This is a genomic window from Thalassolituus sp. UBA2009, assembly GCF_002335285.1.
In the GTDB taxonomy this organism is placed as follows: Bacteria; Pseudomonadota; Gammaproteobacteria; order Pseudomonadales; family Oceanobacteraceae; genus Venatoribacter; species Venatoribacter alkanivorans.
Genome location: NZ_DDCJ01000102.1, coordinates 12,121 through 36,842, shown reverse-complemented (window position 1 = coordinate 36,842; position 24,722 = coordinate 12,121). Strand labels below are relative to the sequence as shown.

The 24,722-nt window shown below is 53.7% G+C and carries 19 protein-coding genes; 5 read left to right on the top strand and 14 right to left on the bottom strand.

What is annotated here, in order from left to right:
- From B3P58_RS13040 to B3P58_RS13030, 3 genes are all read right to left on the bottom strand, one after another.
- On the bottom strand, positions 1–1,080 hold a 1,080-nt coding region (locus B3P58_RS13040; protein ID WP_286718050.1), incomplete at its 3' end, for a DUF1302 family protein.
- A complete protein-coding gene (locus B3P58_RS13035) occupies positions 1,081–4,320 on the bottom strand; it encodes an outer membrane lipoprotein-sorting protein (RefSeq protein WP_286718048.1) in 3,240 nt (1,079 codons plus the stop codon).
- A 69-nt stretch (positions 4,321–4,389) separates the two neighbouring features.
- Positions 4,390–4,809 carry a MarR family winged helix-turn-helix transcriptional regulator gene (locus B3P58_RS13030; protein WP_145467828.1) on the bottom strand — a complete coding sequence of 140 codons (420 nt, stop codon included), beginning with the start codon at positions 4,807–4,809 and terminating at the stop codon, positions 4,390–4,392.
- 181 nt (positions 4,810–4,990) lie between these two features.
- On the opposite strand from B3P58_RS13030, the gene B3P58_RS13025 reads away from it, so the two are divergent.
- Positions 4,991–5,596: an outer membrane beta-barrel protein gene (locus B3P58_RS13025; RefSeq protein ID WP_286718044.1), complete on the top strand. Its 606-nt coding sequence runs from the start codon at positions 4,991–4,993 to the stop codon at positions 5,594–5,596.
- A gap of 68 nt (positions 5,597–5,664) precedes the next feature.
- Here B3P58_RS13025 and eat read toward each other — a convergent pair whose 3' ends face one another.
- The 3 genes from eat to B3P58_RS13010 are packed head-to-tail and all read right to left on the bottom strand — an operon-like array spanning position 5,665 to position 9,523.
- Positions 5,665–7,095: an ethanolamine permease gene (eat, locus tag B3P58_RS13020; RefSeq protein ID WP_145467832.1), complete on the bottom strand. Its 1,431-nt coding sequence runs from the start codon at positions 7,093–7,095 to the stop codon at positions 5,665–5,667.
- 54 nt (positions 7,096–7,149) lie between these two features.
- Entirely contained in the window at positions 7,150–8,103 is a 954-nt protein-coding gene (eutC, locus tag B3P58_RS13015; protein ID WP_286718041.1) for an ethanolamine ammonia-lyase subunit EutC, read from the bottom strand.
- Entirely contained in the window at positions 8,096–9,523 is a 1,428-nt protein-coding gene (locus tag B3P58_RS13010) for an ethanolamine ammonia-lyase subunit EutB (protein WP_286718039.1), read from the bottom strand. The genes eutC and B3P58_RS13010 overlap by 8 nt, the downstream gene beginning before the upstream one ends.
- Before the next feature lie 231 nt (positions 9,524–9,754).
- Here B3P58_RS13010 and B3P58_RS13005 point away from each other — a divergent pair, with 231 nt between their 5' ends.
- Complete coding sequence (locus tag B3P58_RS13005; protein ID WP_286718037.1) at positions 9,755–10,786, top strand: helix-turn-helix domain-containing protein; 1,032 nt, start codon at positions 9,755–9,757, stop codon at positions 10,784–10,786.
- A 120-nt stretch (positions 10,787–10,906) separates the two neighbouring features.
- Here the strand turns inward: B3P58_RS13005 and B3P58_RS13000 are convergent, their stop codons facing one another.
- Both B3P58_RS13000 and B3P58_RS12995 read right to left on the bottom strand, forming a co-directional pair.
- Positions 10,907–11,326, bottom strand: coding sequence for a hypothetical protein (locus B3P58_RS13000; RefSeq protein ID WP_286718035.1), 420 nt, complete (start codon positions 11,324–11,326; stop codon positions 10,907–10,909).
- 1,114 nt (positions 11,327–12,440) lie between these two features.
- A complete protein-coding gene (locus B3P58_RS12995) occupies positions 12,441–14,084 on the bottom strand; it encodes an alpha/beta fold hydrolase (protein WP_286718033.1) in 1,644 nt (547 codons plus the stop codon).
- A gap of 179 nt (positions 14,085–14,263) precedes the next feature.
- Between B3P58_RS12995 and B3P58_RS12990 the strand changes: the two genes are divergently transcribed.
- A complete protein-coding gene (locus B3P58_RS12990; RefSeq protein WP_286718030.1) occupies positions 14,264–15,283 on the top strand; it encodes an AraC family transcriptional regulator in 1,020 nt (339 codons plus the stop codon).
- 6 nt (positions 15,284–15,289) lie between these two features.
- Here B3P58_RS12990 and B3P58_RS12985 read toward each other — a convergent pair whose 3' ends face one another.
- Positions 15,290–16,465, bottom strand: coding sequence for a helix-turn-helix domain-containing protein (locus B3P58_RS12985; protein WP_286718001.1), 1,176 nt, complete (start codon positions 16,463–16,465; stop codon positions 15,290–15,292).
- Positions 16,466–16,641: 176 nt separating this feature from the next.
- Between B3P58_RS12985 and B3P58_RS12980 the strand changes: the two genes are divergently transcribed.
- Positions 16,642–19,137, top strand: coding sequence for a penicillin acylase family protein (locus B3P58_RS12980; RefSeq protein ID WP_286718000.1), 2,496 nt, complete (start codon positions 16,642–16,644; stop codon positions 19,135–19,137).
- A gap of 146 nt (positions 19,138–19,283) precedes the next feature.
- Here the strand turns inward: B3P58_RS12980 and dauA are convergent, their stop codons facing one another.
- The 5 genes from dauA to B3P58_RS12955 all read right to left on the bottom strand — a co-directional run bounded on the left by dauA (position 19,284) and on the right by B3P58_RS12955 (position 23,795).
- Entirely contained in the window at positions 19,284–21,038 is a 1,755-nt protein-coding gene (dauA, locus tag B3P58_RS12975; RefSeq protein WP_286717998.1) for a C4-dicarboxylic acid transporter DauA, read from the bottom strand.
- A gap of 95 nt (positions 21,039–21,133) precedes the next feature.
- On the bottom strand, positions 21,134–21,445 hold the full coding sequence (locus B3P58_RS12970; protein WP_230330347.1) for a DUF167 family protein: 312 nt from the start codon (positions 21,443–21,445) through the stop codon (positions 21,134–21,136).
- Entirely contained in the window at positions 21,442–22,029 is a 588-nt protein-coding gene (locus B3P58_RS12965) for a YggT family protein (protein ID WP_145467864.1), read from the bottom strand. Before B3P58_RS12965 ends, B3P58_RS12970 begins: the two co-directional genes overlap by 4 nt.
- A gap of 137 nt (positions 22,030–22,166) precedes the next feature.
- Positions 22,167–22,988, bottom strand: coding sequence for a pyrroline-5-carboxylate reductase (gene proC, locus B3P58_RS12960; RefSeq protein ID WP_225691085.1), 822 nt, complete (start codon positions 22,986–22,988; stop codon positions 22,167–22,169).
- A gap of 105 nt (positions 22,989–23,093) precedes the next feature.
- On the bottom strand, positions 23,094–23,795 hold the full coding sequence (locus tag B3P58_RS12955) for a YggS family pyridoxal phosphate-dependent enzyme (RefSeq protein WP_145467868.1): 702 nt from the start codon (positions 23,793–23,795) through the stop codon (positions 23,094–23,096).
- Positions 23,796–23,922: 127 nt separating this feature from the next.
- Between B3P58_RS12955 and B3P58_RS12950 the strand changes: the two genes are divergently transcribed.
- Positions 23,923–24,722, top strand: an 800-nt coding sequence (locus B3P58_RS12950; RefSeq protein WP_286717991.1) for a type IV pilus twitching motility protein PilT, incomplete at its 3' end; no start/stop codon positions are given.

Below are 24,722 nucleotides of genomic sequence, written 5' to 3'. Positions count from 1 at the left end.
AAGAATGCGGCTCTGGTAAAACTGATAACTGACAAACACATCCGCCGGAGCCTGATAATCCAGCGCGGTTACCGTTGCCAGTTCCGGGCTTTGGCTAATACCGTTATTTTGCAGATCTTCGCGCAGAAAAAATGCCCGGCTGATATGCCCGGCTTCAAGGCGCAGCACTACGCTGCTGAATGCTGTGCTGGCGCTCAGGCCGAACAGGCGGCTGCGGCGGTACACGGCTTCGACATCGACCTGAATCGTGCTGCCGGTTGTGTTTAACCTGCGGTAAACAACCGGTGTGTCGTGGTAAAAATTAAAATAGCTGGCGCTGATATCCCAACCACCGGCAAAGGCACTCCAGCGCAATCCATGCTCCCAGTCATTACCATCCGGGCGCCGGGTTGGCCGTTGATTAACCGCGACTCCGGCGACCGGTTGCGGAGCCAGCTCGGGGCTGGTAATAGCGAACGCTGTGCCTGGTTCTGCCAGCTCACTGAAGGTTAAGTCGGGAATAATTAACCATTGCAGAGACTGTTCATTGGGCAGAGGAATATGCGCATTAAACATCCAGGTAGCGATGCGCGAGTCTTCGGCATCGGGCAGATTAAATTCGCGCAGATCCTGCGGGTTAATAATATCCAGAACCCGAAGGCCGTCGGCCTGACCCCAGACGACCTGTTGTTTACCACTGCGCAGAGACACACCGTAGAAATACTGGTCAGCATAGGCTTCGGCAATATCAAAACGCACGTTATCCCATTGTGCCAGTGGCCCGCTGCTATGCAGGCTGCCCGCCGGATAATTATCTGTCCGGCTGGTTGGCTGCTCTGCGTACAGGGTGTCAGAAAAATCAGCACGCAGACGCGGTTGCAGATTAAACGACGTATCGGCCGTGCGGTATTGCCATTCACTTTGCAGCTGCACTTCCGCTTTGCTCAGTGCGGCCGGAGCATCGCTCCAGGCCAGTTCTGAACTTAGCTCTGAACTAAATCCAGAGCTGAAGTCGCTGTGCACGGCACTGCTCAGCAATATCAGGGTGAAAGCACCGGCGCTTAGCCGGAGTTGCTGCCGGAGTTGCTGTCGGATATTCATTTACAGCCCCCGGCGCAGGGTATTCTGGGTAAACAGGTGGTCGGCCACATCCTGTTGGTAATCGACGGCAGAAAAAATAAACAGCGAACGGTGACCGCTGATATGGTTTTCGGCCAGCAGCTGATGCCGCGTCCAGATTCCGTCGATCATACGGATATCCGTTACCTGCACGGTTTTCAGCGGCACCTGTTTAATATCCAGATAGTCGCTTTTCACCACGATCCAGTTTTGCGGATCAATATAAAAGATTACTTCGCCATACCCCAGTTCCTGAGCAATAGCAGCCGTTTTGGGTGTGGCTTTTACCACCAGTTTTCCGTCATCGTCTGGCAGGCGTTGCAGCTGATAGTCGGCAATACTGATATGACCGTTCTGCTTAATATCTTCATAGGTAAAATCGGTACCCATAAAATAGTCGCCACGATCGGATGCGGAAATCCGCCGCACCTTGCGCAGTGCCGGCAGGTACAGCCACTGATCATCTTCCTGATCTGTGGCGGCATAGTCGAAGGTCAGAAAAGCGGTGTCTTTAACATTGGCCGGTGATTTATAAAAAAATACGGTCTTTTTATCGTCACCAAAATATTTTCGGTAAGACAGTGTTTCACGGCGCCGCTCTTTGCCCCGGCTGTCGGTCAGTAACATGCTCAGCTGGCTGCTGACGTGCTGGCCGTCATCCACCGCGTTTACCCGCTGTGCAATATCGTCGGCGCTGAGTGTTGCCAGTAATTCCGTATTAAAAGCTTCTTCTGCCTGCAACGGCTGGCTGTGCAGGGCGCCATTTAAAGCTGCAGTACTGAGTCCTGTGGTTAGCAAAAATGCCAGAACTGTACTGCCAGTCACGTGTTTTTCTGCCGCTATCGCACTGGCTTCGGACGCCTTTTTTTCACCGAAAATAAAGGTCGGCTGCAGTAATACAATCAGTGCCGGTAACAGCGTCATGGCGGCGATAAAACTCATACTCACCGATAACACGACAATGGTGCCGAAGTGCGTCAGCGGTACAACCTGAGAGCTGATCAGTACACCAAAACCAAAGGCAATCGCCAGATAATTAAACAGCAGCGCCCGGCCTGTGGAACGGAATAATTCGGTGAATAATCCGCTGCCTTTCAGTCCGTCTGCCACCAGGGTTTTCAGGCGTTCGAGGGTATGAATAGCAAAGTCGATACCCAGGCCAATGGCTACCGAGGCAAACATGGAGGTGCCTATGCCCAGATCAATCCCCAGCAATGCCATCGCCGCATAAACCGTAAGAATGGAACAGATTACCGGCAGGGTTGCGAGCAGACCGGCGGCCCAGGAACGGAATAATAACGCCGAGACCAGAAAGACACAGAGCAGCGAAATAACCACGCTGTAAAAATGGCTGACGCCCAGATCTTTAATCCAGTGGTAATTAACATTGACACGACCACTGAGGCTGGCAGTAACCGGCTCATCCATAACGGCATTGTTAAAGTGCTGATCGATATATTGCTGCAGGGCTTCAACCACCGGTTTTGTGGCAATAAAATCGGCACTGTCGAGATTCAGACGGATATTGGCCAGACGGTAGTCATAGTCAATTTCTTCAGAAAAATCGGCAGGATCAGAACTGGCCGAATAGAGCAGAAAATACTGCGCAATCAGATCGGCATCCTGCGGCAGACGGTAAGCATCGCCCTGACCTTCGTTCAGGGATTTATTCATCTGCTTTAAATAATCCACCACCGATGATGAACCATTTACATGCGGCAGTGTTTCCGCGTAGGCCTGCAGAGCTTCCATGGCATTCAGCACCTGCGGTGAAAAAATCCCTTCGTTACGGCTGCTGGTAATCACAATGTCCAGCGTATTGGTGCCTTCCAGATGCTGATTAATGACCTTGTCAGCCTGATAGATTGCTTCGCTGGGATGAAAGGTATTAATGCGGTTTTCGTTTACCTTAATCTGGGTAGCCAGCAGGGCGCCGCTGATGCTGAGCAGTGCAAATAATGACAGTGTGGCGCGTGGATGGCGTACACAGATTCCACCGAGATAAGTCATCAGGCGGGCAAAGGTATCCTGCTGGCTGTTCTGTTCAAGGCGAATCCAGCGCTGGCTGACTCTGGGTTTCAGTAAGGTGATGCAGGCCGGTAAAACAAAGAGCGAATAAAACCAGGCAACCAGCACGCCGAAGGCGGTGAATAAACCAAAGTATTCAAAGGGTGGCATATAAGATGACGCGTACAGGCCAAGAAATCCGGCAATAGTGGTCAGCGACGTCAGCGTTACCGGGCGCGCCATAACGGCAACGGCTTCACGGATACAGGCCTGCAGCGACCAGTCCGGATGTCGTGCCTGCATTTCGTAATAGTGGCTGAAAATATGAATTGAATCGGCGACGGCCATACCAATTAAAATAACCGGCATAGCGTTGGTGATAACAAAAAAAGGCACACCGCAGTAAGCCATAAAACCGAGGGTCATCAGTACCGAGGCGGCAATCACCAGATTGCCCAGCAGGGCCGGTAATAAACGGCGGAATGCAACGATCAGCATAATGGTAATAATTAATCCGGCGAGCGGATTAAGACGGCTGGCATCATGGTCGATATAGTGACCGAGATAGCCGAGAACGGCGCCTTCACCGGCAACATGGAGTTCGACACCTGCAGGCACCTGTGTCTGTTGCAGCAACTTATTGATAGCGTCGTAAGCGGCTTCGGCCTGATTGTCATCGTACAATTCCAGCACGATCATACTCATCGCACCGTCGTCAGAAACCAGCATGCCGTGATACAGCGGAAAGTCTTCTATTGCCTGGCGCAGGGCCGCATCATGCTGAGTGCGTAAGTCATAGAATGGGGCAACATCCATCCCGTCGGCCGAGGCGCTGATATTATTTTCACTGGCCAGACTGAGGGTCCGCGCCGTATTAATCATCGGCAGGGCATTTAACTGATCGGTCAGCTGCCCGATCAGATCGAGAGTCTGTTTGCGGTAAATGCCTTCTGCCGAACGGTCATATATGGCAACGATCAGCGGGTCACTTAAACCAAAAATCTCCCGCACCTTATTTTTATACACCAGCGCCGGATTGTCGGCTTCGAGAAAGGCATCGGCACGGGTGTCTTTATGCAGTTGTCCGAGGCCGGTTATCAGTAGTGCCATTAACAGAAAGCCGGCAAACAGAACGGTTTTCGGGTAATTAACTCCCGCCTGAATGCCACTTCTCACGACTGACAGCAGCCAGTGCTTTTCCCTGTAGGTATTCATAATTCGCCCTCAAATGAATGTATATGCATCTATATGTAAATGTATATGCATGCAAATGGCAAATTTTTTTTAGCTGCGCAGGGTGAGAATAGCGTCGGCGACCTGCAACAGTTGTGCAGAAAGCTCGTCACCAAGGTGCTGGGAAATGCCGCTCTGTGCCTGTTTCCAGCGAATTTTTGCCTTATTAAACAAGGCTTTACCTTCGTCGGTCAGAGACACCAGAGTCACCCGGCCATCATCGGGGCTGGGATTGGTCTGAACATAGCCGCTGCGGATCAGCGGTTTCAGATTACGCGTCAGGGTGGTTTGCTGCAGCACCAGAACTTCCTGCAGTTCTTTCTGTGATGGGTTTTTCAGCATCGACAGCACACGCAGAACAGAGAACTGCGCAATGGTAATACCCAGATCGCGCAGGCTGTTGTCGTAGTAGCTGGTCAGAACCCGGTCGGCCTGGCGCAGCTTGAGGTTAAAGCAGGGGGTAATATTCATAAGAGTATCCGGCTGCAGAACACAGCAATCATAGCTCAGACAAGCAGGCTCTGTCAGCGCACTTTCGGTGCATGATCGGGGCTCCCCGGAAAAGAAGAAAACGGATAAAGACTTTCTATTTTCTGAAATATTCGTACCCTATGCGGCTTAAATCCAACAATGATGGACAGAGTACAAGGGAATGAAAAAAAGCCTGCTGACTTTATTACTGGCCTCGGCCACAACACTGGCGTATGCCGATACAGATTCTGCGGTTGACGCGGAAAGCACCACCGCAACAAAGCAAGGCTTAGGGTTCAGCTTCAGTGCTGACCTGATGGCGGGTGGTGATAAGTTGGCGGAGATGGAATACGAACGTGGCACTTCTGACGATATTAATGCCGGTGCCGGTATTAACCTTGGTGCCGGTGTGTATTACACCCTGAACCAGTTTCGTGCTGAAGCCCGCCTGAACTGGCTGAGTGATTCTGCCAATGGTCTGGATGACGACAACGATCCGGTTACCATTGAGTTTTCGACCTATCCGCTGGATCTGATGCTGCACTACCAGCTGGGCAAGCACAGTCTGGGAGCTGGCCTGACGTATCATATGAATCCGAAACTGGATATGGACGGCACAGAGTATACCTTTGATTCACCGACCGGCAGTCTGATCGAATACCAGTACCACCTGAATCCGCGTTTTGCCATCAGTGCCAAATACCAGAACATTGAATATTACTATCAGCCTGCTGATGCCACCTTTGATGGCTCAGGGCTGGGTATCGGAATTTCTTTTCAGCTTTAATCCTGCTTTTTGCATATATAAAAAACGCAGCCAATGGCTGCGTTTTTTTTATTTTCAGATGGCTGTTATTACACCGTCTGGGCGGTTGCAGAGTTTTCTGCGTTTTCTTCCGGGTATAAATCCGCTTCGGCCTGTTCCAGCATGGCGAACTCTTCTTCGGCGGTTTTGGCCACCAGATGGTTTTTGCTGTAGCCAAAATAATAGGCTGCACCAATCACAAAGAGGATCAGCGTGTAGAAGAAGGCGCGCGGGTCGAAGGCATACACACCGGTTAATGCAATCAGCGACAACAGCAGGGCAATGCCGGAGGTAAATACACCACCCGGTGTTTTATACGGACGCACCAGCTCAGGCTGTTTAACGCGCAGCATAATATGGCTCAGTGCCATCAGGGCGTAAGACACGGTTGCGCCAACCACGGCCATGGCCAGCATCAGGTCGCCTTCACCGCTCAGGGAAGCAGCAAAACCCAGTACGCCAGGAACGATCAGGGCACGCGCCGGTACTTTACGTTCTGTGGTTACCGACAGGCTTTGTGGCAAATAGCCAGCACGCGACAGGGCAAATACCAGACGGCTGTAACCGTAAATAATGGAGAAGAAGGATGCAATTAAACCGACCAGACCCAGTACGTTAACGACGGTTGCCAGTTGGCTGTTACCGGTTGCATTCAGGGCATCAACCAGAGGTACGGCACTTGCGCCCATCGCCTGTGCACCAGCCGCGCCCGGAATTAACAGCACAACCAGCAGGGCGGTAAACAGCAGGAAAACCATGGCGCCGATAATACCTTTAGGTACATCTTTGGCAGGGTCTTTGGATTCTTCGGCGGCCAGTGGCACACCTTCTACCGCCAGGAATAACCACATAGCAAAAGGCAGTGCGGCCCATACACCGTACCAGCCCAGTGGCAGCATGGCCGAAGCGCCTTCGCTGGCGGCAATATCAAACAGGTTGGCGCTGTCAAAATTACCGATTAAAGCAATCGCGGTGGCAATAATGGCCAGTACGGCCAGACCGGAAATCACCATCATCACTTTTAATGCTTCGCCCACACCGGCCAGGTGAATACCGATAAAGACTAAATAAAAGGCGGCATACACCCAGGGGCCATTAAAGCCGAGTAAAGCTTCAACCGCCGAACCGATAAAGATCACAATCGCCGCCGGCGCCAGTGCATATTCAATTAATACCGCAAGGCCGGTTAAATAACCGCCGGCCGGGCCCATTGCCTGACGGGCAAAACTGTAACCGCCACCGGCGGCCGGAATAGCCGCCGACATTTCAGCCAGTGACAGCACCAGGGTAAAATACATCACCGCCATTAACAGCGCGGCGATGGCAAAACCACCCCAGCCTGCCTGAGCGATACCAAAGTTCCAGCCGGCAAAATCACCGGAAATTACATAAGAAACCCCGAGACCGGCGAGAAGAATCCAGCCGGCGGTGCCTTTTTTCAGTTGCCGTTTGGCAAGGTAGTCCTGATGGGATGTGGACATGGTATTACCTCATAGGTTGAATAAATGGTGTTTTCTCAAACAGAAAAAATACAATCAGCCGAGCAGAAAATTTTTCGTCTCTGCCGCGGGGGAAGAGGCGGGTTTTATTGTTGTATGCTCATCCGGAAAATCGGGCTGATGATCAATGGTCGCCGCTTGTGCGGTACTTGCTGACAGGCTGTCTGCGGGGCCGGTCAGCGAGCCGCTGCGGTCTTTAAGTTGTACGCCGGATAGCTGCAGCCGGCGTGACTCGCGCAGTAAATAACCGGCCTTATGGGCCGCTTCGCTGAAGTTCAGGCCTTCTGGCCGAACGTTGGAAATACAATTGCGGCGGGCATCGGTCAGGCCGCGTACCGGAGCCCAGGTGAGGTATAAACCGAGACTGTCGGGAGAACTTAACCCCGGCCGTTCACCAATTAATACCAGCACAATTCTGGCATTTAATAATTCACCGACATCATCACCGATAGCAACGCGGGCCTGCTCTGTCAGGGTAATGGGGGCGAGTTTCCACGGCTGTTTATCGGCCTGTAATTCTTCGCATAAGGCCTGAATAAAAGGCACGGCGTTATGGGCAATAGCGGTGGCGGATAAACCGTCGGCAATGACCAGCGCCAGATCAAAAGGCTGTTCCGGCGTTTGCTGTTCCTGCTGCAGTAATACCCGTGATGCTTCATCCAGACGGCGGCCTAAATCGGGGCGCTGTAAGTAGGTCATGCGGTCAACCGCTTCGCTGTGCAGCTTTAATGGTGGCTCGTCGCTTAACAGCGGATACTGTTCGGCCAGGGTTTCCAGCTGTTGCGTCAGCGCCGGAAAATCTAATGGCGTATGCACAGCATCGCGCGCCTGGGCATGGGCTAACTGAAATTCCAGCATTTCTTTGGTGGGCAGGCTGACACCGCTGCGTCCGAGGCCAATACGCGCTGCGGTAAACTGGCGCAGGCGACGCCATGGGTTATCAATAACGCCGTTCCAGTCGTCGTTGTGCATATCAGGCTGATCAACCATTGGACACCTCCGATGCTGAATTACCGGCCGGTAAAGTTTTTAACGACGCTGCAAACGCCGGTGGCAAAGCATCGTTTAAGCAGGCACCGGCGGCGTTGCTCATGATCTGCATTTTTTCCAGCCAGGCTTCGAATTCCGGCGATGGCCCAAGGCCAAGAACACGGCGTGCGTATAACGCGTCGTGGAATGAGGTGGTCTGATAATTGAGCATAATGTCGTCGGAGCCGGGAATGCCCATCACAAACGAACAACCGGCAGCGCCGAGTAAGGTCAGCAGGTTATCCATATCATTCTGGTCGGCTTCGGCGTGGTTGGTGTAGCAAACGTCACAGCCCATTGGCAGGCCGAGTAATTTGGCGCAGAAATGATCCTCCAGACCGGCGCGGATAATTTCTTTACCGTCGAATAAATATTCCGGGCCAATAAAACCGACCACGGTATTCACCAGCAGCGGATTAAATTTGCGCGCTACGGCATAGGCGCGGGCTTCGCAGGTTTGCTGATCCAGCCCGTGGTGAGCATTGGCTGATAATGCGCTGCCCTGACCGGTTTCAAAATACATCACGTTATTGCCCACGGTGCCGCGCTGTAATGACAGTGCGGCCTGCTCGGCTTCGGCCAGTGTGGCTAAATTAAAACCAAAGCTGGAGTTGGTGGCTTCGGTGCCGCCAATCGACTGAAATACCAGATCGACCGGTGCGCCCTGTTCTATGCATTCCAGCGTATTGGTGACATGGGTCAGCACACAGGACTGGGTTGGAATTCCATATTTTCTGATGACCTCGTCCATTAATGTCATCAGCCGGGTGGCCTGGGCAACGTTGTCGGTGGCCGGGTTAATACCAATCACCGCATCGCCGCTGCCATACAGCAGACCATCGAGAATACTGGCGGCAATACCATTCATATCGTCGGTCGGATGATTCGGTTGCAGACGTGTCGCCAGACGCTTGGGTAAACCAATGGTGCTGCGGAAGGCGGTAATCACACGGCATTTTTGCGCGACCAGAATTAAATCCTGATTACGCATAATCTTACTCACTGCCGCAGCCATTTCCGGCGTGATGCCGTTGCGGATACCGGCCAGCATATCGCTGCTGGCCAGATCGGAAAGCAGCCAGTTACGGAAATCGCCGACGGTAAAATGGCTGATGGGCGCGAATGCCAGTGCATCGTGTTCGTCGATAATTAAACGGGTGACTTCATCCTGTTCATAAGGAATTAATACCTCGTTAAGAAAATTCTTCAGTGGCACCTCGGCCAGCGCCATCTGTGCCACAGCACGCTCTTCAGCGGAGCGGGCAATCACCCCGGCCAGACGGTCGCCGGAGCGGGCAGGGGTGGCTCTGGCCATCAGGTCGGCCAGATTACGGAATTCGTAGGTCTTGCTACCCAGAGAGTAGCGATACGCTTTATGCATAGCGGTTTCCTGAACTAAAACGCTGTACCGCAGATAACACCGGGCGGAACAGATATTGCTGTTTCTGACAGAGGGCTGGCGCGCAGCGCTGTTCACCGTCAGCTGTAACAGCTCAGCGAATAGCGTTCCGGCGGCCTATCGAATTTTGGCAAATGTGGTTTTTGTTATTTAAATCAGCGGATTAATGATGGTAAAAACAGCGAAATCAGAGAGCCTGAGCGCAGGATATTTGTGAAAAACTCAGCTTTATTGCCTACTAGTGCAGACAATGTGCACGCTAATGCAGCGGTTGCAGAAAAGTTCGCCCCCGATTGGTGCATAAGCGAAGCGACCGATGCCGATGAGCACGCCCATAACCTGCGTGACTGGCAGCAGGAATACGACCAGCTCAGCGATGGCGCGTTTTATGGCCGTATCGACGAACTGGCGCTGGAGCATTTACAGGTATTCCGTGAACACACCAGCCAGGCGCTGCGCCAGCAGTGCAACGTCTGGCCGGATTCGGTTTGGCTGGGATTTGCCGCCGGCGAACAGGACTGCCGTATTAACGGCCAGGAAGTGGCCAGCAACGAATTAATGTGCCGGCCGGGAAACACAGGTTTTGAATTAGTCACTCCGCAAAGCTTCGATATTTTCGGCATCGTGGTCAGCCAGCAGGCGCTGACACAATGCGCCGAGGCACAGGGCGTTAACCTCGATGCGCGCTTGTGGCAATCGCCACGGCGCGGCTGGCAGGAACAAAAACTCAATGCCCTGCGTTATACTCTGCAGCGTTTACTGGCACCGAAACACAGCGGCCTGGCCGGGCCGTTGCAACAGGACATGCTGCTGATGACGGTACTCGATGTGCTGCAGCAACCCGATAATGGCAACGCTATGTTGCCGGCTTATGCACGGCGCAAAGCAGTGGTAGACCGGGTAAAAGATTTCCTCGCCGCCAACCCTAATGCACCGGTCACCATGACCGAACTGTGCGAATTAACCCATGTAAGCCGCCGTACCCTGCAATACAGTTTTGAAAGTATTCTGGGCATCAGCCCGTTACGTTATTTACGCGTGTCGCGTTTAAATTCTGTACGCCGTGCACTGTCACAGCCCGATGCCATTCTCGATGTTGAACAGGACGACGTAACCGTGCAGCGCATCGCCAGTCACTGGGGCTTCTGGCACGCCGGCCAGTTTGCCCATGACTACAAACAGTTATTTGGTGAAAACCCGTCGGAGACATTAAAGCGCGGGTTTATGGGGATGGGGTGGTTTTAGTCAGGCTACGATGATTTATTGCAGTACAAAGGCTCTATTGAGCCTTAGAGTGTTTCAGTACATATTTAAAGTGGATAGGAATATGTACATCTGTATTCATCGTCCATGCTCAGATTTTAGTTATTTGTCTCTGTATGACTCAGTCCCTATTTTGATAAGTTCATCTGTCGAGATGAAATCAGCCTCTTGCGTTTCAAATACGAGAGAACCTTCCAGTGTCGAGAGTATAGCTGAAGTATAAAAAACGGAAGTTGGCTCATTGTGATTGTAGCTATACCGAAAATGATAGGCAACACCATGCTCGAGAAAACCATTTTTAGGTTTTGGGAGTTGTTGAATGATTGATGCGTAATCAATTTTAAATATTTCGAATCCAGAAATCTCTCCCTTTAACTTAAGCGGATAAAACCCACTTTGGCTATCAAGGTCGAAGGGTTCGCTGTATTTAATCGGAAGGTTTAGCTCCTTGGCCTTTGCATTCAGGAAAGATTCATCAGGTTCAGTACCTAAAGCTAAAAATACAAATATATCCAATGCCATTTTTTAACCTATTCCGTTATTATGTTTTTCTTAACTAACTATAACATTTTAACTGTTTTTGGGAAAGATCACGTTGATTTTTTATTGGGTTATGATGTCGTCTGGTAGTTAATATACCCTTTATCGGGCATGTCGCCTTTGATTAGACTTTAAAGTGCTGCTTGTAATCATTTCCTGTGCTTGTGAAAATTTGAAAGCTTTGTACCTTTAATTCTAAAACTATTGTTTGAATCTAGGTGGCTGATGGCGTTTTAATTCTATCGTTAATTGAATCATCTGTTGTGTAGTGGTTAGCTCTTTCAAAAACTATCTCTAGGATTTTTTCGGATAAGGCTTGATGTTGTTTTGTATCTTTCGAATTTCTTCACTTTCGTGGTTATCCCAAAGGCATTTTATTTTTCTATGGCTATGGAATTAACAATAATTTCTTAGATTTCTCTGATGTATGAGTCAATGTCGCTAATATCTATTTCGATAAGCTCTGGGTGAGTTGATAAATCTTGGCATAGAAGATCATGATGCTTCTTCGGAGCCTTATGGTAAATAGGTAAGATCATTTCGATTTTTCAGAGTTCATATTCAGCTAGCGCTTCATCGCCGGGGCAGCCTTTACGCGCCCGAGTGCGTTGATAGGGTCGGTGTAAGCTTTTCACTACCTCATTCAGGTCACATTGATACAGCTCCTGAAAAGTTTTATACACCGAAAAATGTGCTTTATGTGCGTTGTTTTGGAAACCATACTGTCTGGTATTAATTTTTTTGTCAATGTTCTGAAGCGTACAGCTTGGGCTTTGGAATCAGCAAACGGGATCGGAATTCTGGTCGCGGATAAGATCCGCCCTACATGGCAGAGCCTGATTCTGTATCCGATATTGCGTCTGACTTTATGTGCCTGAATGTATGCGTCTGGGTCCGCCGCACCGAACGATGACTTTTCTGATCCGTCGGGCATGAGGGGGACGCCCCTTCAAATAAGTCATAGGGTTGGGCTGCAGCCCAAAACACCAGCCCACTCAGCGACTAATCCCCTTATCTTGAACACAAAATAAAACCGCGCTCCCCAGCGGCAGCGCGGTCATATATCACTTTAACAACGGGTGTGATAATCCGGCCTTTATAAAACCGGAACCTTCATTACAGACTGCTGCTGACGACTGAACTCAAAATCCAGCGAATATGGATAGAGCGTCGGCTGTGCATACAACAGGTCTTCGGTATCGATGGCGAGCACCAGTTTATGTCCGGCCGGTACATCGTAAGCCGTGGCGGTGAGGGCAAAATCGACGCGGATTTTTTTACCGGCTTCTGCTTCATGCAGCGTCATCGGCGCATGGGTAATTAATGTGCCGATACCCAGTGCATCCATATCGTAGAGGTAAGCAACCAGCTGCGCTTTTTCATGTTTTGGCTGAATCATCAGACTCATTTCTGCCTTGCCGCGGATTTTCAGGGGGGCACTTAAGCGCTCACCAATAAAGGTAATACCGAAGCTGCGGTCAATCAGGCCGATGGGGGCGGTAACGCGCAGGTTGGCTTGCTCAAACATCTGCGATAGCAGCGGAATCTGGGTGGTTGCCAGGGTATCGAACAGCGAATTAATCCGGTTGTCGGCGGCGAACCAGCCCTGATACGGCGAGTCGCTCAGCTGGCCGGATTTAAATGCTGTACGCGGCTGCAGATACCATTGTACGGTGCGGGTATTGTTCAGCGGGTATTCGCTGTGCTGCTCGTAACCGGAACTGAATTTTACTTTCATATTCACCGGTTGCTGATCTTCCATGGCGTTGTCTTTGCCCTGCAGATACTGGGCAAACCAGCGGTGCATATTATTCAGCACATGGGTGTTACCACCGCCGATCATACCGACGATTTCCGGCCCGGCGTGGGTGCCGGCCTGTAAGTCGATATGCTTGGCTCCGTTCAGCTGGCTGAACAGGTCGAGCACACTGTTCACCTGAAACAGGTTGTCGCCCCAGTTCTGCGAGATATAAACCGCGGTGCCGTTGCTGTTGATCTGATCGACGTAATTAAGCGGCGAGCGCACATCGGTCCAGTCGTAAATGGCGTCGATATTACGCCGCGCCAGAACGTCGTCCCAGGTGGCTTTGATGATCGGATCAGGACGGCCAAGCAAACCGGATGACAGGGTCAGCAATTCGCCCCAGACCAGACGCGGTGTTTCGTTGCCATACAAGGCTTCGCTCAGGCTGCCCCAGGTGCTCAGTGCGGCCACCGCGCGGATACGTGAATCGTGGGCGGCGCCGAGCAGGCTGATGCCGGAGCCGTAAGAAATACCGGCGGCACCGATGCGCTGCGGGTCAACCTCGTAATTGGCAATCAGATAATCAATCACCCGGCTCAGGTCGGCCATGTCCAGCGGCCCGGCGGTGTCGATCAGACCGCCGGAAGTACCGAAGCCACGGGTGGAGTAGCTCAGCACAATAAAGCCTTCTTCGGCAAAGCGTGCGGCTTCGGTCAGGTATTCGTATTCGTTCAGCGCCCAGCTGTTAATAAAGATCACCGCGGGTTTCAGTCCGGGAACCTGTGTCGGCACAAAGATATTGGCGGCCAGCTCCACGCCGTCGTCGGCGCTGATAACGATGTCGTCATCGCTGGTGTAAGCATCGGATTGCGGGAATACGCCTTTATTCAGTAACCCGGCAACCAGCGTGAGTGCAGGGGTCAGGGCAGATTCGGCGTGCGCTGGCGTGATGGGCAAAAGGGCTGCGGCGAGCAGCAGTAATATGGCTCTTTTCATGCTATGTGCGTCCTTATTGTTGTTTTAGTCTGAGGCCGGGCCTCATGGATTGAGCGCTGCTAACCATAGAAAACCGGCAGCGAATAAAAATGCTGCGAACGGACAGCGTTATGCTCTGAACGGCCAATCTGTGCAGCGCTACGGGCAAAAATAACAACAACGTACTCAGGAGCAGGGCTATGAATATCACCACCCGCTCACCGGGGCTGGGTCTGGCCAGCGCCCGTATTTTACTGCGCCATGGTTTGCAGGCCGGGCTCAGTGCGCACAGTTGCCTGCAGGGAACCGGGCTTGGCCGGCAACAGATTGAGCAGGGCCTGTCGGATGTAACCTGCGCACAGGAACTGCAGGTGATCGACAACCTCTGTGCGGCGCTGGGTAATCCCCTGCGTTTGGGCTTTGAGGTCGGGCTGCAATACCGGTTAAGCAGTCTGGGGCTGATTGGTCTGGCGATGATGACCAGTCGTGACCTGCGCGCAGCGGCGGAACTGGCGGCGCGTTATCTGCAGCACGCAGAGAACCTCACACAGCTGAACTTTGTGGTGAAGCAGGGCGATTTTCTGATTGAGATGAGCAGCCAGGCGCCACTCAGCGATTGCCAGCAACGCTTTCTGATTGCCCGCGAGCTGGGCGTTATTGCCGCGGTGCAGGATGAAATTGTGCCGGGGCGGCGCAATGTGCGGCGTATTCTGCTGGCCTTTCCCCATGATCCGGCGATGGAGGCGATGGCCCGCTATTTTGCCTGCCCGGTGCTGGCCGGTCAGCCCGGCCACTGTTTTGTCGGCGACGCCATGCATCTGGCGATGAGCATGCCGATGTCGAATCCGGTGGCGGCCGATGTCTGTGAGCATGTCTGCACCGAGCATCTGCTGCCCGATGCGCCGGACCTGATTGGCCGGGTGCGCAACCGGATTGAAGATGCCTTACCGGAATTACCCTGTATGGAACAGGTGGCGGAGCAGCTGCATATGTCGGTACGCACCCTCTGCCGTCATCTGGATAAGGCCGGCTGGCGCTGGCGCGACCTGATCAGCGAATGCCGTCTGAGTCGCGCCGAGGTGCTGTTAAAGCGTGGGGTGAGTATCAAAATGGCGGCGGCGCAGGCCGGGTTCAGCAGTACCAGCAGCTTCAGCCATGCCTTTAACCGCCGTCGCGGGGTCAGCCCCGGACGCTTTGCCGAACAGATGCGTAAAGCCTGAGCGTTGTCAGCTCTGCTGTTCGCGCCGGTACTCGGTCGGGGTGCAGCCACTGATACGGCGGAAGGCGGTGTTAAAGGTTGATTTCGAATTAAAGCCGACATCAAAACAGATGCGTGACACCGGCGTATCGCTGTTGCGCAGTGCCTGTTGTGCGGCGTCAATCCGGTACTGGTTGAGCCAGTCGTAAAAATTACTGCCCGAACACTGGTTAATGGCCGCCGATGCCTGATGGCTGGTCATGCTGCACATGGCAGCCAGTTTACCGAGGGACAGTTCGTTATCGCGGAACGCGCCATTGGCCAGCGCCTGCTGCAATTCGGCGAAGAGTTCCTGCTGGGCGTTGCCGTCGCTTGCTGCGCCGCTATCGGCTGGCGTAGCGCTGCTGTTATCCGGGTCTGTGCTGCCGGGTTTTCCGTTGTCTGGCCTTCTGTTGTCTTGTTTAGGAGACGTCGCCAGCGGCTGACGCGGGGGCAGGCTTTGCGGCAACTGGGCGTGACTGAGCATCAGATACAGCAGGTAGGCGCTGGTCGGCGCGAGGGCAAAGGCCACCGACAGATTCCAGCCAAAGCCCTGACTGAGCAGAATGCGGCCGAGCAACGACAGCACCACAATCATCTGTACGGTCTGCAGTTTTTTAATCCAGGTCCCCAGTTTCGTTTTGCGGCCCTGATAGCCCTGACGGTGCTGCCGCCACCAGTACAGCAGACTGAGGCCGGCGATAATGGCGAGGTAGTCGTTACCGTAAGGTGCCAGCGGCTGCCACAGACTTTCATCGACCCGCACTTTCAGCATCCAGTCGATACGCTCGGCCGCGGGCAGGCTCCAGTAAGGAACATCCATTAACGCGACGATGATGGCCGGCGATAAATGCAGCAGCACCGGCAGGCGCTGCTGAAAGATATTGTCGCCCTGCAGCGCCCGCTGGTAGCCGTACAGGCTCAGCGGCAGCAGCACAACCAACGGGTCGACCAGTTTCAGGAAGAATGGCCAGCGCAGAAACATATCGGTGGCGTGATAGAGAAACTCCAGCGACTGCAGCATCACCAGCGCGGCCAGCCCCAACAGCCAGGCAGCGGTCAGGCGGGTGTGGGCATGATTGACCATCCAGCTCAGTGCGGCCAGCAGCAACACGCCGCTGAGGCACAGTCCAATCAGCGCCGCGGCGCCTGCTTCGTAGTTCATCAATACCTCTCAGAGAGACCAACTAAAGTTCGGATAGATCGAACCGTACGTTTAAGTGTTTGTTTTTAAAGTTATTTTTCTTTGGTGTCGGATCTATCGATACGGACGATCCTGTTGTCGTTCCGGCGTCTAATACTATTTCCTGTCACATAATCATAACAAGTGAGGAAACCCCGATGCATTTAGGCAGTGTCCTGAAGAAGCCCGGCCTGTACGCGCTGAGCGCATTAAGCTGCGCCTTATTAACAGGCTGCAATGACGATAAAAGCAATGCAAGCCATTCCTACGAAGCACAGATCACCTATACCGCCCATGGTGTGCCGCATATTGAGGCCAAAGACTATCCCAGTCTGGGTTACGGTATCGGTTATGCGCAGGCCAGAGAAAACCTCTGCACCCTGTCCGAACAACTGCTGAAGCTGAAATCACAGAAGTCCGAATACTTTGGCGCCGGTAGCGGCAATGCCAATCTGCTGTCGGATCTGGGCTACAAAGCCATGGATTATCCGGCTGAAGCCGCCCAGCTGTACAGTGGTTTATCAGCAACGACCAGAGGGCTGCTGCAGGGCTATGCTGCCGGTTTTAACCGCTCGCTGAGTGAGCGTGCCGGTCCGCAGGAATATCCGTCGCCGTGTCGCGGTGCTGACTGGGTGACCAGCATTACGGCGCAGGATCTGCTCGCTTATCAGCTGGATCTGGCCGGGCTGTCGAGCGCACGTAACTTCCTCGCGGCGATGGCTGCGGCACAGCCGCCGGTCGCTACGGTTGCTGCGGTCGACAGTGCACAACTGGATGCCGGTCATGTTTTTACCTCTGAAGGTATTGGCAGTAATGGCTGGGCGCTGGGCAGTGATCGTGTTGATGGCGCCAGCTCTGCGCTGTTAGGAAACCCTCACTTCCCATGGGACGGCGAGCTGCGCTTTTACCAGCAACACCTGACCATTCCCGGTGAGCTGGATGTTAACGGCGTAGGCATGGTGGGTCTGCCAGCGGTGGTGATCGGCTACAACCAGAATCTGGGCTGGACGCACACCGTGTCACAGTCGAAGCGCTTTACCCTGTATCAGCTGGAGCTCGATCCGGCCGATCCGCTGCGCTACAGGTTTGATGGTGAATACCGCGAGCTCAGCAGCAAAACCGTCACGGTAAAAGTGAAGCAGGGCGACGGCTCGCTGGTGGATGTGCCGCACACCCTGTACTTCAGCCACTTCGGGCCGATGGTGAACCTGGCGTCACTGTCTCCGGCACTGGGCTGGACAACCAGTTCGGCCGTCACCTTCCGCGATGCCAACGCCGGTAACACCCGCATGCTGGAACAGTGGATCGCAATGGATAAAGCGAAAAACCGCGAAGAATTCTTTCAGGCCTTTGCCGACCATCAGGGCATCCCCTGGGTAAATACCCTGATGATTGCCGATGACGGCACGGCTTCTTATATCGACGGCACTCAGGTACCGCAGCTCAGCCCACAGGCTGAAGCATACTGGGGTATGGCATCCCAGAGCCCGCAGTTAGCACCGATCTGGCAGGACGGCGCCGGCAGCGTGCTGTTACCGGGTAATAACTCATTGTACGAGTGGGTCGACACGGGTGATGCCGGAGCGCCGGGTCTGGTGCCGTTCAGCAAAGCGCCGCAGGTTACGCGCAGCGACTATGTATACAACGCCAACAGCAGCCACTGGCTGACCAACGTGGCTGAACCTCTGACAGGCTACAGCCTGATGTACGGCCCGGAGCAGATTGTGCGCAGCCCGCGTACCCGCTACAACGCCCAGCTGATCAGCGATATGTCGGGAACCGGTCTGGCCGGTGCTGATAACCGCTTTACCCTGAGTGAGCTGGAAACCGTGCTGACCCATAACGGCTCGCTGTTTGGCGGTGACTTCCGCAACGAACTGGTAACCCGCTGTACCAACCACAACAGCATTCAGGTAAACGGCTCGGCGTTTGATTTAACCGCCGCCTGTACCGCGCTGGCCAACTGGGATGGTAAGTACAACCTGAACAGCACCGGTGCGCAGGTGATGCGTGAATTCCTTGCGGCTTTCCGTGTTTCTGGTCACCGTGATTTGTCTGACAGCCTGTTCGCCGTACCTTTCAGCGCCCAGCAGCCAGCGACCACGCCGTCTGGTCTGGTGGCGATTGACGCCGGTGATGTTGATAACGATCCGGTACTGCAGGCACTGGCCGCCGCCGCCAAGCGTCTGACCGATGCTGATATCGCACTGGATGCGACGCTGGGTTCGGTGCAGTACGTGATTAAAGCCGCAGGCAAAGATCCGATTGCCATTACCGGCGCCAACTCGTACGAAGGCGTATTTAATATGGCAGAAAGCAAAGTGCCGTCCCGCTCTACCTCTGAGCTGGCAACCAACCTGGTGGGCAGCAAACGCAATGACTCGCCACTGGTGTCACTGGATGAAGACGGCAATGGTGCGACCGAGCGTTACCGCATTAACTACGGCTCCAGCTTTGTAATGGCGCTGCAATACGGTGACAACGGCCCTGAGGCAGAAATGTTCCTGAGCTACGGTCAGTCACATGATCCGGAGTCGGAATTCTTCACCGACCAGACGCAGAACTACAGCAACCTGCAGTGGCGTCCGATGCTGTTTAAAGCGGCGGATATTAAAGCGCAGGCGATAGAGACGCTGCAGTTAAAAGGTAAGTAATTACCGGCCTGGAAGAAATAAAAAGCCCGCGTGATACGCGGGCTTTTTTAATTCGGTATACATGCTGTGGCGTGGCTTACTGTGTCGGGCTGGTTTTTTAATCATCGCGCTGAACGTCGTTCCCACAGTTATCCGGTTAAACCGGATTACACCAGCTGCTCTGCATCACCCGCCGTGCGGTCAGCCTGACCGCTGTTAAACGGTAGTGCTGCCTGCAGGCCCGGATAAAACCCCAGCACCTTGTCCTGTGGCTTAAGCCCCGCGCGGGCGAGGGTTTTCAGCGGCTGAAACTGCAGGTCGGCAATACGCACTTCGGTATTGTATTTGGCGCTGGCATTTAAAAATTTCAGCAAGGCCGCCAGGCCGCCGGCATCTATCACGGGGACGGCATCCATATACAGAATCACAGCTTTTTTATCGCGGCTGTGAATCGCCAGTTCAGAGAAAATCCGGTCAGCGGCGGCAAAAAACAGCGGCCCGTTTATTTTATAAACTGCCCAGCCTGCAGGCAGAGGTTCGCTGATTAATTTGCTGTTGTCGCTGATATCGCTGACCTTGGTCATCTCGGAAATATCGCGCATAAATAACAGCGAGGCGAGCACGATACCAACGCCAATGGCGATCACCATGTCGAACAGTACCGTCAGGCTCAGGCAGGTTGCCAGCACCATAATGTCGCCTCTGGGCGCGGTGCGGAAAAAGTGCAGCACTTTATCGGCCTCACTGATATTCCACGCCACCAGTAATAACAGCGCGGCCATCGAGGCCATGGGCAAGTGCGCCAGTACCGGTGCCAGTACCAGCAGACCGGCCATTACCACCAGGGCATGAACCATTGCCGCGATTGGCGTTTGCGCACCGGCGCGGAAATTGGCGGCCGAGCGGGCAATGGCGGCGGTGGCGGTAATACCACCAAAAAATGGCACCACAATATTGCCGATGCCCTGACCCAGTAACTCGCTGTTGGCGCTGTGGCGGGTGTTGGTCATGCCATCGAGCACCACGGCGCAGAGCAGGGATTCAATCGCGCCGAGCATGGCAATGGAAAATGCTGCAGGCAGTAATAACTGCAGCAGCGACCAGGACAAACCAATCGGCTGGCCGTCGGCGCCGGGCTGTTCCCAGGGCCAGAAAAATTCCGGCAATATTGGTGGAATACCGTTGCCAACCGAACCATCCGGTAATAAATAACTGAAACGGCTGCCGATGGTGTCGACTTCGTGGCCCTGTAAGCCCAGCAGCCAGGCGGTTAATACACCAACCAGCAGTGCCGGAATATGTGGCGGCAGGCTGCTGATTTTTTTCCACAAAAGCAGAGTCGCAAAGGTGGTGATACCGACGGTCAGGCTGGCACTATCAAAGCCGGGTAACGCCTGTGCCAGGGTGTGTACTTTTTCGACATAGGTTTCCGGGTATTGAATAGTCAGCCCGAAAAAATCCTTTAATTGCAGAGTCGCAATCACGATGGCAATACCGGAGGTAAAGCCGAGGGTCACTGACTCGGGAATATATTCGATAAAGCGCCCAAGGCGGGCAAAGGCCATGGCAATCAGAATCAGGCCGGATAACAGGGTAGCAATCAGCAAACCTCCGAGGCCGAACTTTTCCGCAATGGGATAAAGAATGACCACAAAGGCTGCGGTCGGGCCGGAAATGCTGAAGCGTGAGCCGCCGGTCAGGGCAATAATAAAACCGGCAATCATGGCAGTGTATAAACCGTATTGCGGTGCGACTCCGCTGGCGATTGCCAGTGCCATCGACAGCGGAATGGCGATAATACCAACGGTGATACCGGCAATAATATCTTTGCCAAAACGTTGTGCGGTGTAGGGTGATTCTTTCAGGGATTCGCGCAGGGCATTGGCGATGCGCAGGGAAAATAAATGAGCGCGGTGCGGCATTCAGGGGCTCCCGGCAGGAGATAAGAGGGCGGCACTATAACACAAAGAGTGGGGTTTTTGTTGGGTGCAGGGTTGGGAGAAGAAGAGGTGCGGGATTAAGACTGTGTGATCAGGGCTTCTGCCGGCAGCCTTTGCGGTTGTGTGATGCGCACGCGTTTATGGCGATTCAGCTCGCCACTGATAATGCTGACAGCACTTTTGCTGACGCCAAACTGTTTGGCGAGAAATTTAACCAGTTCGCTGTTGGCTTTGCCTTCAACCGGTGGCGCCTGAATACGGACTTTCAGGGCATCACCGTGTAAGCCAGAGAATTCGCTTTTAGACGCTTTGGGCTGCAGGTGGCAGACGAGGAGTAAATCCCCGTCTGCCCATTGGTAATGTGCGGCAGAGTGTTCGGGTGTGCTCACAGGCCGATGATCAGTCCGCGCGGAATCTGCAGCATCTGCACCAGCGGGCCAAGCAGCATTATTTCGACAATTTTAATTGCCAGAAAAACCAGAATCGGCGACAGGTCGAGGCCACCCATATCCGGCATCATTTTGCGGATAGGGCGTACGACAGGTTCGAGAATCTGGTTAATAAGAATCAGTGCCGGGTTGTAAGAGCCTGGCGCAATCCAGGAGGCAATCACGGTAATCACCAGACCCCAGAAGTAGATATTCAGCAGCAGCGCAAACAGTCCGACCGGTGCCCACAGGAGAATGTTGGCCCAGGGCAGGCCATATCCGGCAAACATAAAGATAGCGGCAAACAACAGCGCCTGAACAACATAGGCGAGTACCAGTGATGCAACGTCCAGTCCGCCAAAGCCCGGAATAATACGGCGTAACGGAATTAATACCGGATTGGTGGCTTTGACCAGAAACTGCGAAATCGGGTTGTAAAAATCGGCGCGCACCAGCTGCAGCAGAAAGCGCAGAATAATAATAAACAGCGCCATACTGCCGATGGTATTGATCAGTAACAGTCCGACCTGAGAGAACGGTGACATGGTAACTCCGTGAATATTTAATGGCTGGCGGCCGCTTATGGCCGTCAGCCTTTAACATATAGGCGCCTCAGCGCCTTTTCCAGTCCTGACAATGGTCTTATTTGTCAGGAAACCTCAGCACACCCCGGTACGGCTATTCAGGCTTTACCCAGCTGTTCACTCAGCTCGGCGGCACGGTCGCTGGCGGCTTTTAAGGCAGCATCGACAATATCGCGCATATGGGCGGCTTCAAAAGTGGCAATAGCGCGCTCGGTGGTGCCACCCGGAGAGGTCACGCGGCGGCGCAGTTCAGCCGGGCCAACATCGGATTGCATTGCCATCTGACCCGCGCCCAGTGCGGTTTGCAGGGTCAGTTTGGTCGCCGTCTGTTCGCTCAGACCAAGCTTTTTACCGGCTTCGATCATGGCTTCCATCAGCAGGAAATAATACGCCGGGCCACTGCCGGAAACAGCGGTTACGGCATCGATTTCGGCTTCGGTTTTTACCCACACGGTCAGGCCAACGGCGCGCAGCAGGGAATCTGCCTGGTTGCGCTGGTCGAGGCTGACGTCTTTGCTGCCGAGCAGGCCGGTTGCGCCCAGTCCCAGCAGAGACGGCGTGTTGGGCATGCAGCGTACGATGGCGCGGCAGCTGCTCCAGCGTGCCAGGCTGTCCATATTGATACCGGCGGCAATGGAAATCAGCAGTGGCTGACGCTTGCTCAGGGTGGCCTGCAGGGGTTCGAGAACCTCTTTCATCATCTGTGGTTTGACCGCCATGATGACGACATCGGCTTTGGCGATGGCATCAAGGTTATCGGCGTGGGTGGTTACACCGAATTCTTTTTCCAGCTTGCTGCGTTGTTCGGCGCCGGGGTCGGAAACATGAATCAGGCTGGCCTTGGTTTCGCCCTGTTTGATCAGGCCGCCAATAATGCTGGAGGCCATGTTACCGCCACCGATAAATGCGATTTGAGTCATGCTGGTTCCTTCTTTTGTATAAAGTCGCAGCGCCCGGTGTGAGCGGGAGCTGCATTAATTCTGGTCGATTATGAGCAGTTTGCCGTTTCTTCCGGCATTCCGGTATCAGTTGTTGGCAGGATAGTCGCGGGCACCAAAAATATCGGTACCGATGCGGATCTCGGTACTGCCGCAGGCTATCGCCAGCTCCAGGTCGCCGGACATCCCCATTGAGAGCGTATCCATTGCCGGAAATTCTGCCGCCAGCTGCTGATACAGCGCCTGCATGGCTTCAAGCTGGGTGCGCAGGCGCTCTTCATTACCGGTCGCTTCCGGAATACACATCAGGCCGCGCAGGCACAGATTGGGCAGTTCGCTGACCAGAGTGCAGAGGGCGTGCGCTTCAGCGGGCAGCACTCCGGCTTTTTGCTCTTCGGCAGAAATATTCACCTGCACCAGTACATTCAGCGCTGGCAGGCCAGCGGGGCGTTGTTCGCTCAGGCGGCGGGCAATTTTGTCACGGTCAACGGTTTCTACCCACTGGAAGTGTTCGGCGACGGGACGCGTCTTGTTGGACTGCAGCGGGCCGATAAAATGCCATTCAATATCGGTCAGATGGCTGAGGGCGGTGATTTTGTCCATGCCGTCCTGCAGGTAGTTTTCACCAAAGCTGCGCTGGCCGAGGGCGTAGACAGCCTCGACCATAGTTGCGGGTTTGGTCTTACTGACCGCAAGCAGGCGTACACTCTGAGCAGGGCGGTTGTTTTGTGTACAGGCCTGTTGCAGGCGTTGCAGCACATTCTGGTAATTCAGTTCAAGAGTAGACATTTCAGGGGCTTGGTTTATCTTTTTGACCTGCAACCCATTCCGGGTTGGTGAATCCTGATAATATAGAAGCTTGTCGGCTGGCGCACCCTTCGCCGGGCCAGCCAGTAAAAAATAACGAGGAGTGGCTATGGATATTACTGAACTGCTTGCCTTCAGTGCCAAGCAAGGCGCGTCGGATCTGCATTTATCGGCCGGCTTGCCGCCAATGATCCGGGTTGATGGCGATGTGCGCCGTATCAACCTGCCAGCACTGGGGCATAAAGAAGTTCATAGCCTGGTGTATGACATCATGAACGATAAGCAGCGTAAGGATTTCGAAGAATTCCTTGAGACTGACTTCTCGTTCGAAGTACCGGGTGTGGCGCGTTTCCGTGTGAACGCCTTTAACCACAACCGCGGTGCCGGTGCGGTGTTCCGTACCATTCCGTCGAAAGTTCTGACCATGGACCAGCTGGGCATGGGTCAGGTGTTTAAAGATCTGGCGAAGATTCCACGCGGTATTGTACTGGTTACCGGCCCGACCGGTTCCGGTAAATCGACCACGCTGGCGGCGATGATCGACTATATCAACGAAAGCAAATACGACCACATCCTCACCGTGGAAGACCCGATCGAATTCGTACACGAATCGAAAAAATCGCTGGTTAACCAGCGTGAAGTTCACCGTGACACCTTAGGCTTTAACGAAGCACTGCGTTCGGCGCTGCGTGAAGACCCGGATGTGATTCTGGTGGGTGAGATGCGTGACCTTGAAACCATCCGTCTGGCGCTGACCGCGGCAGAAACCGGTCATATTGTATTCGGCACCCTGCACACCAGCTCGGCGGCAAAAACCATCGACCGTATCGTCGACGTATTCCCGGCGGAAGAAAAATCCATGGTGCGCTCCATGCTGTCGGAATCTTTGCAGGGGGTTATTTCCCAGAC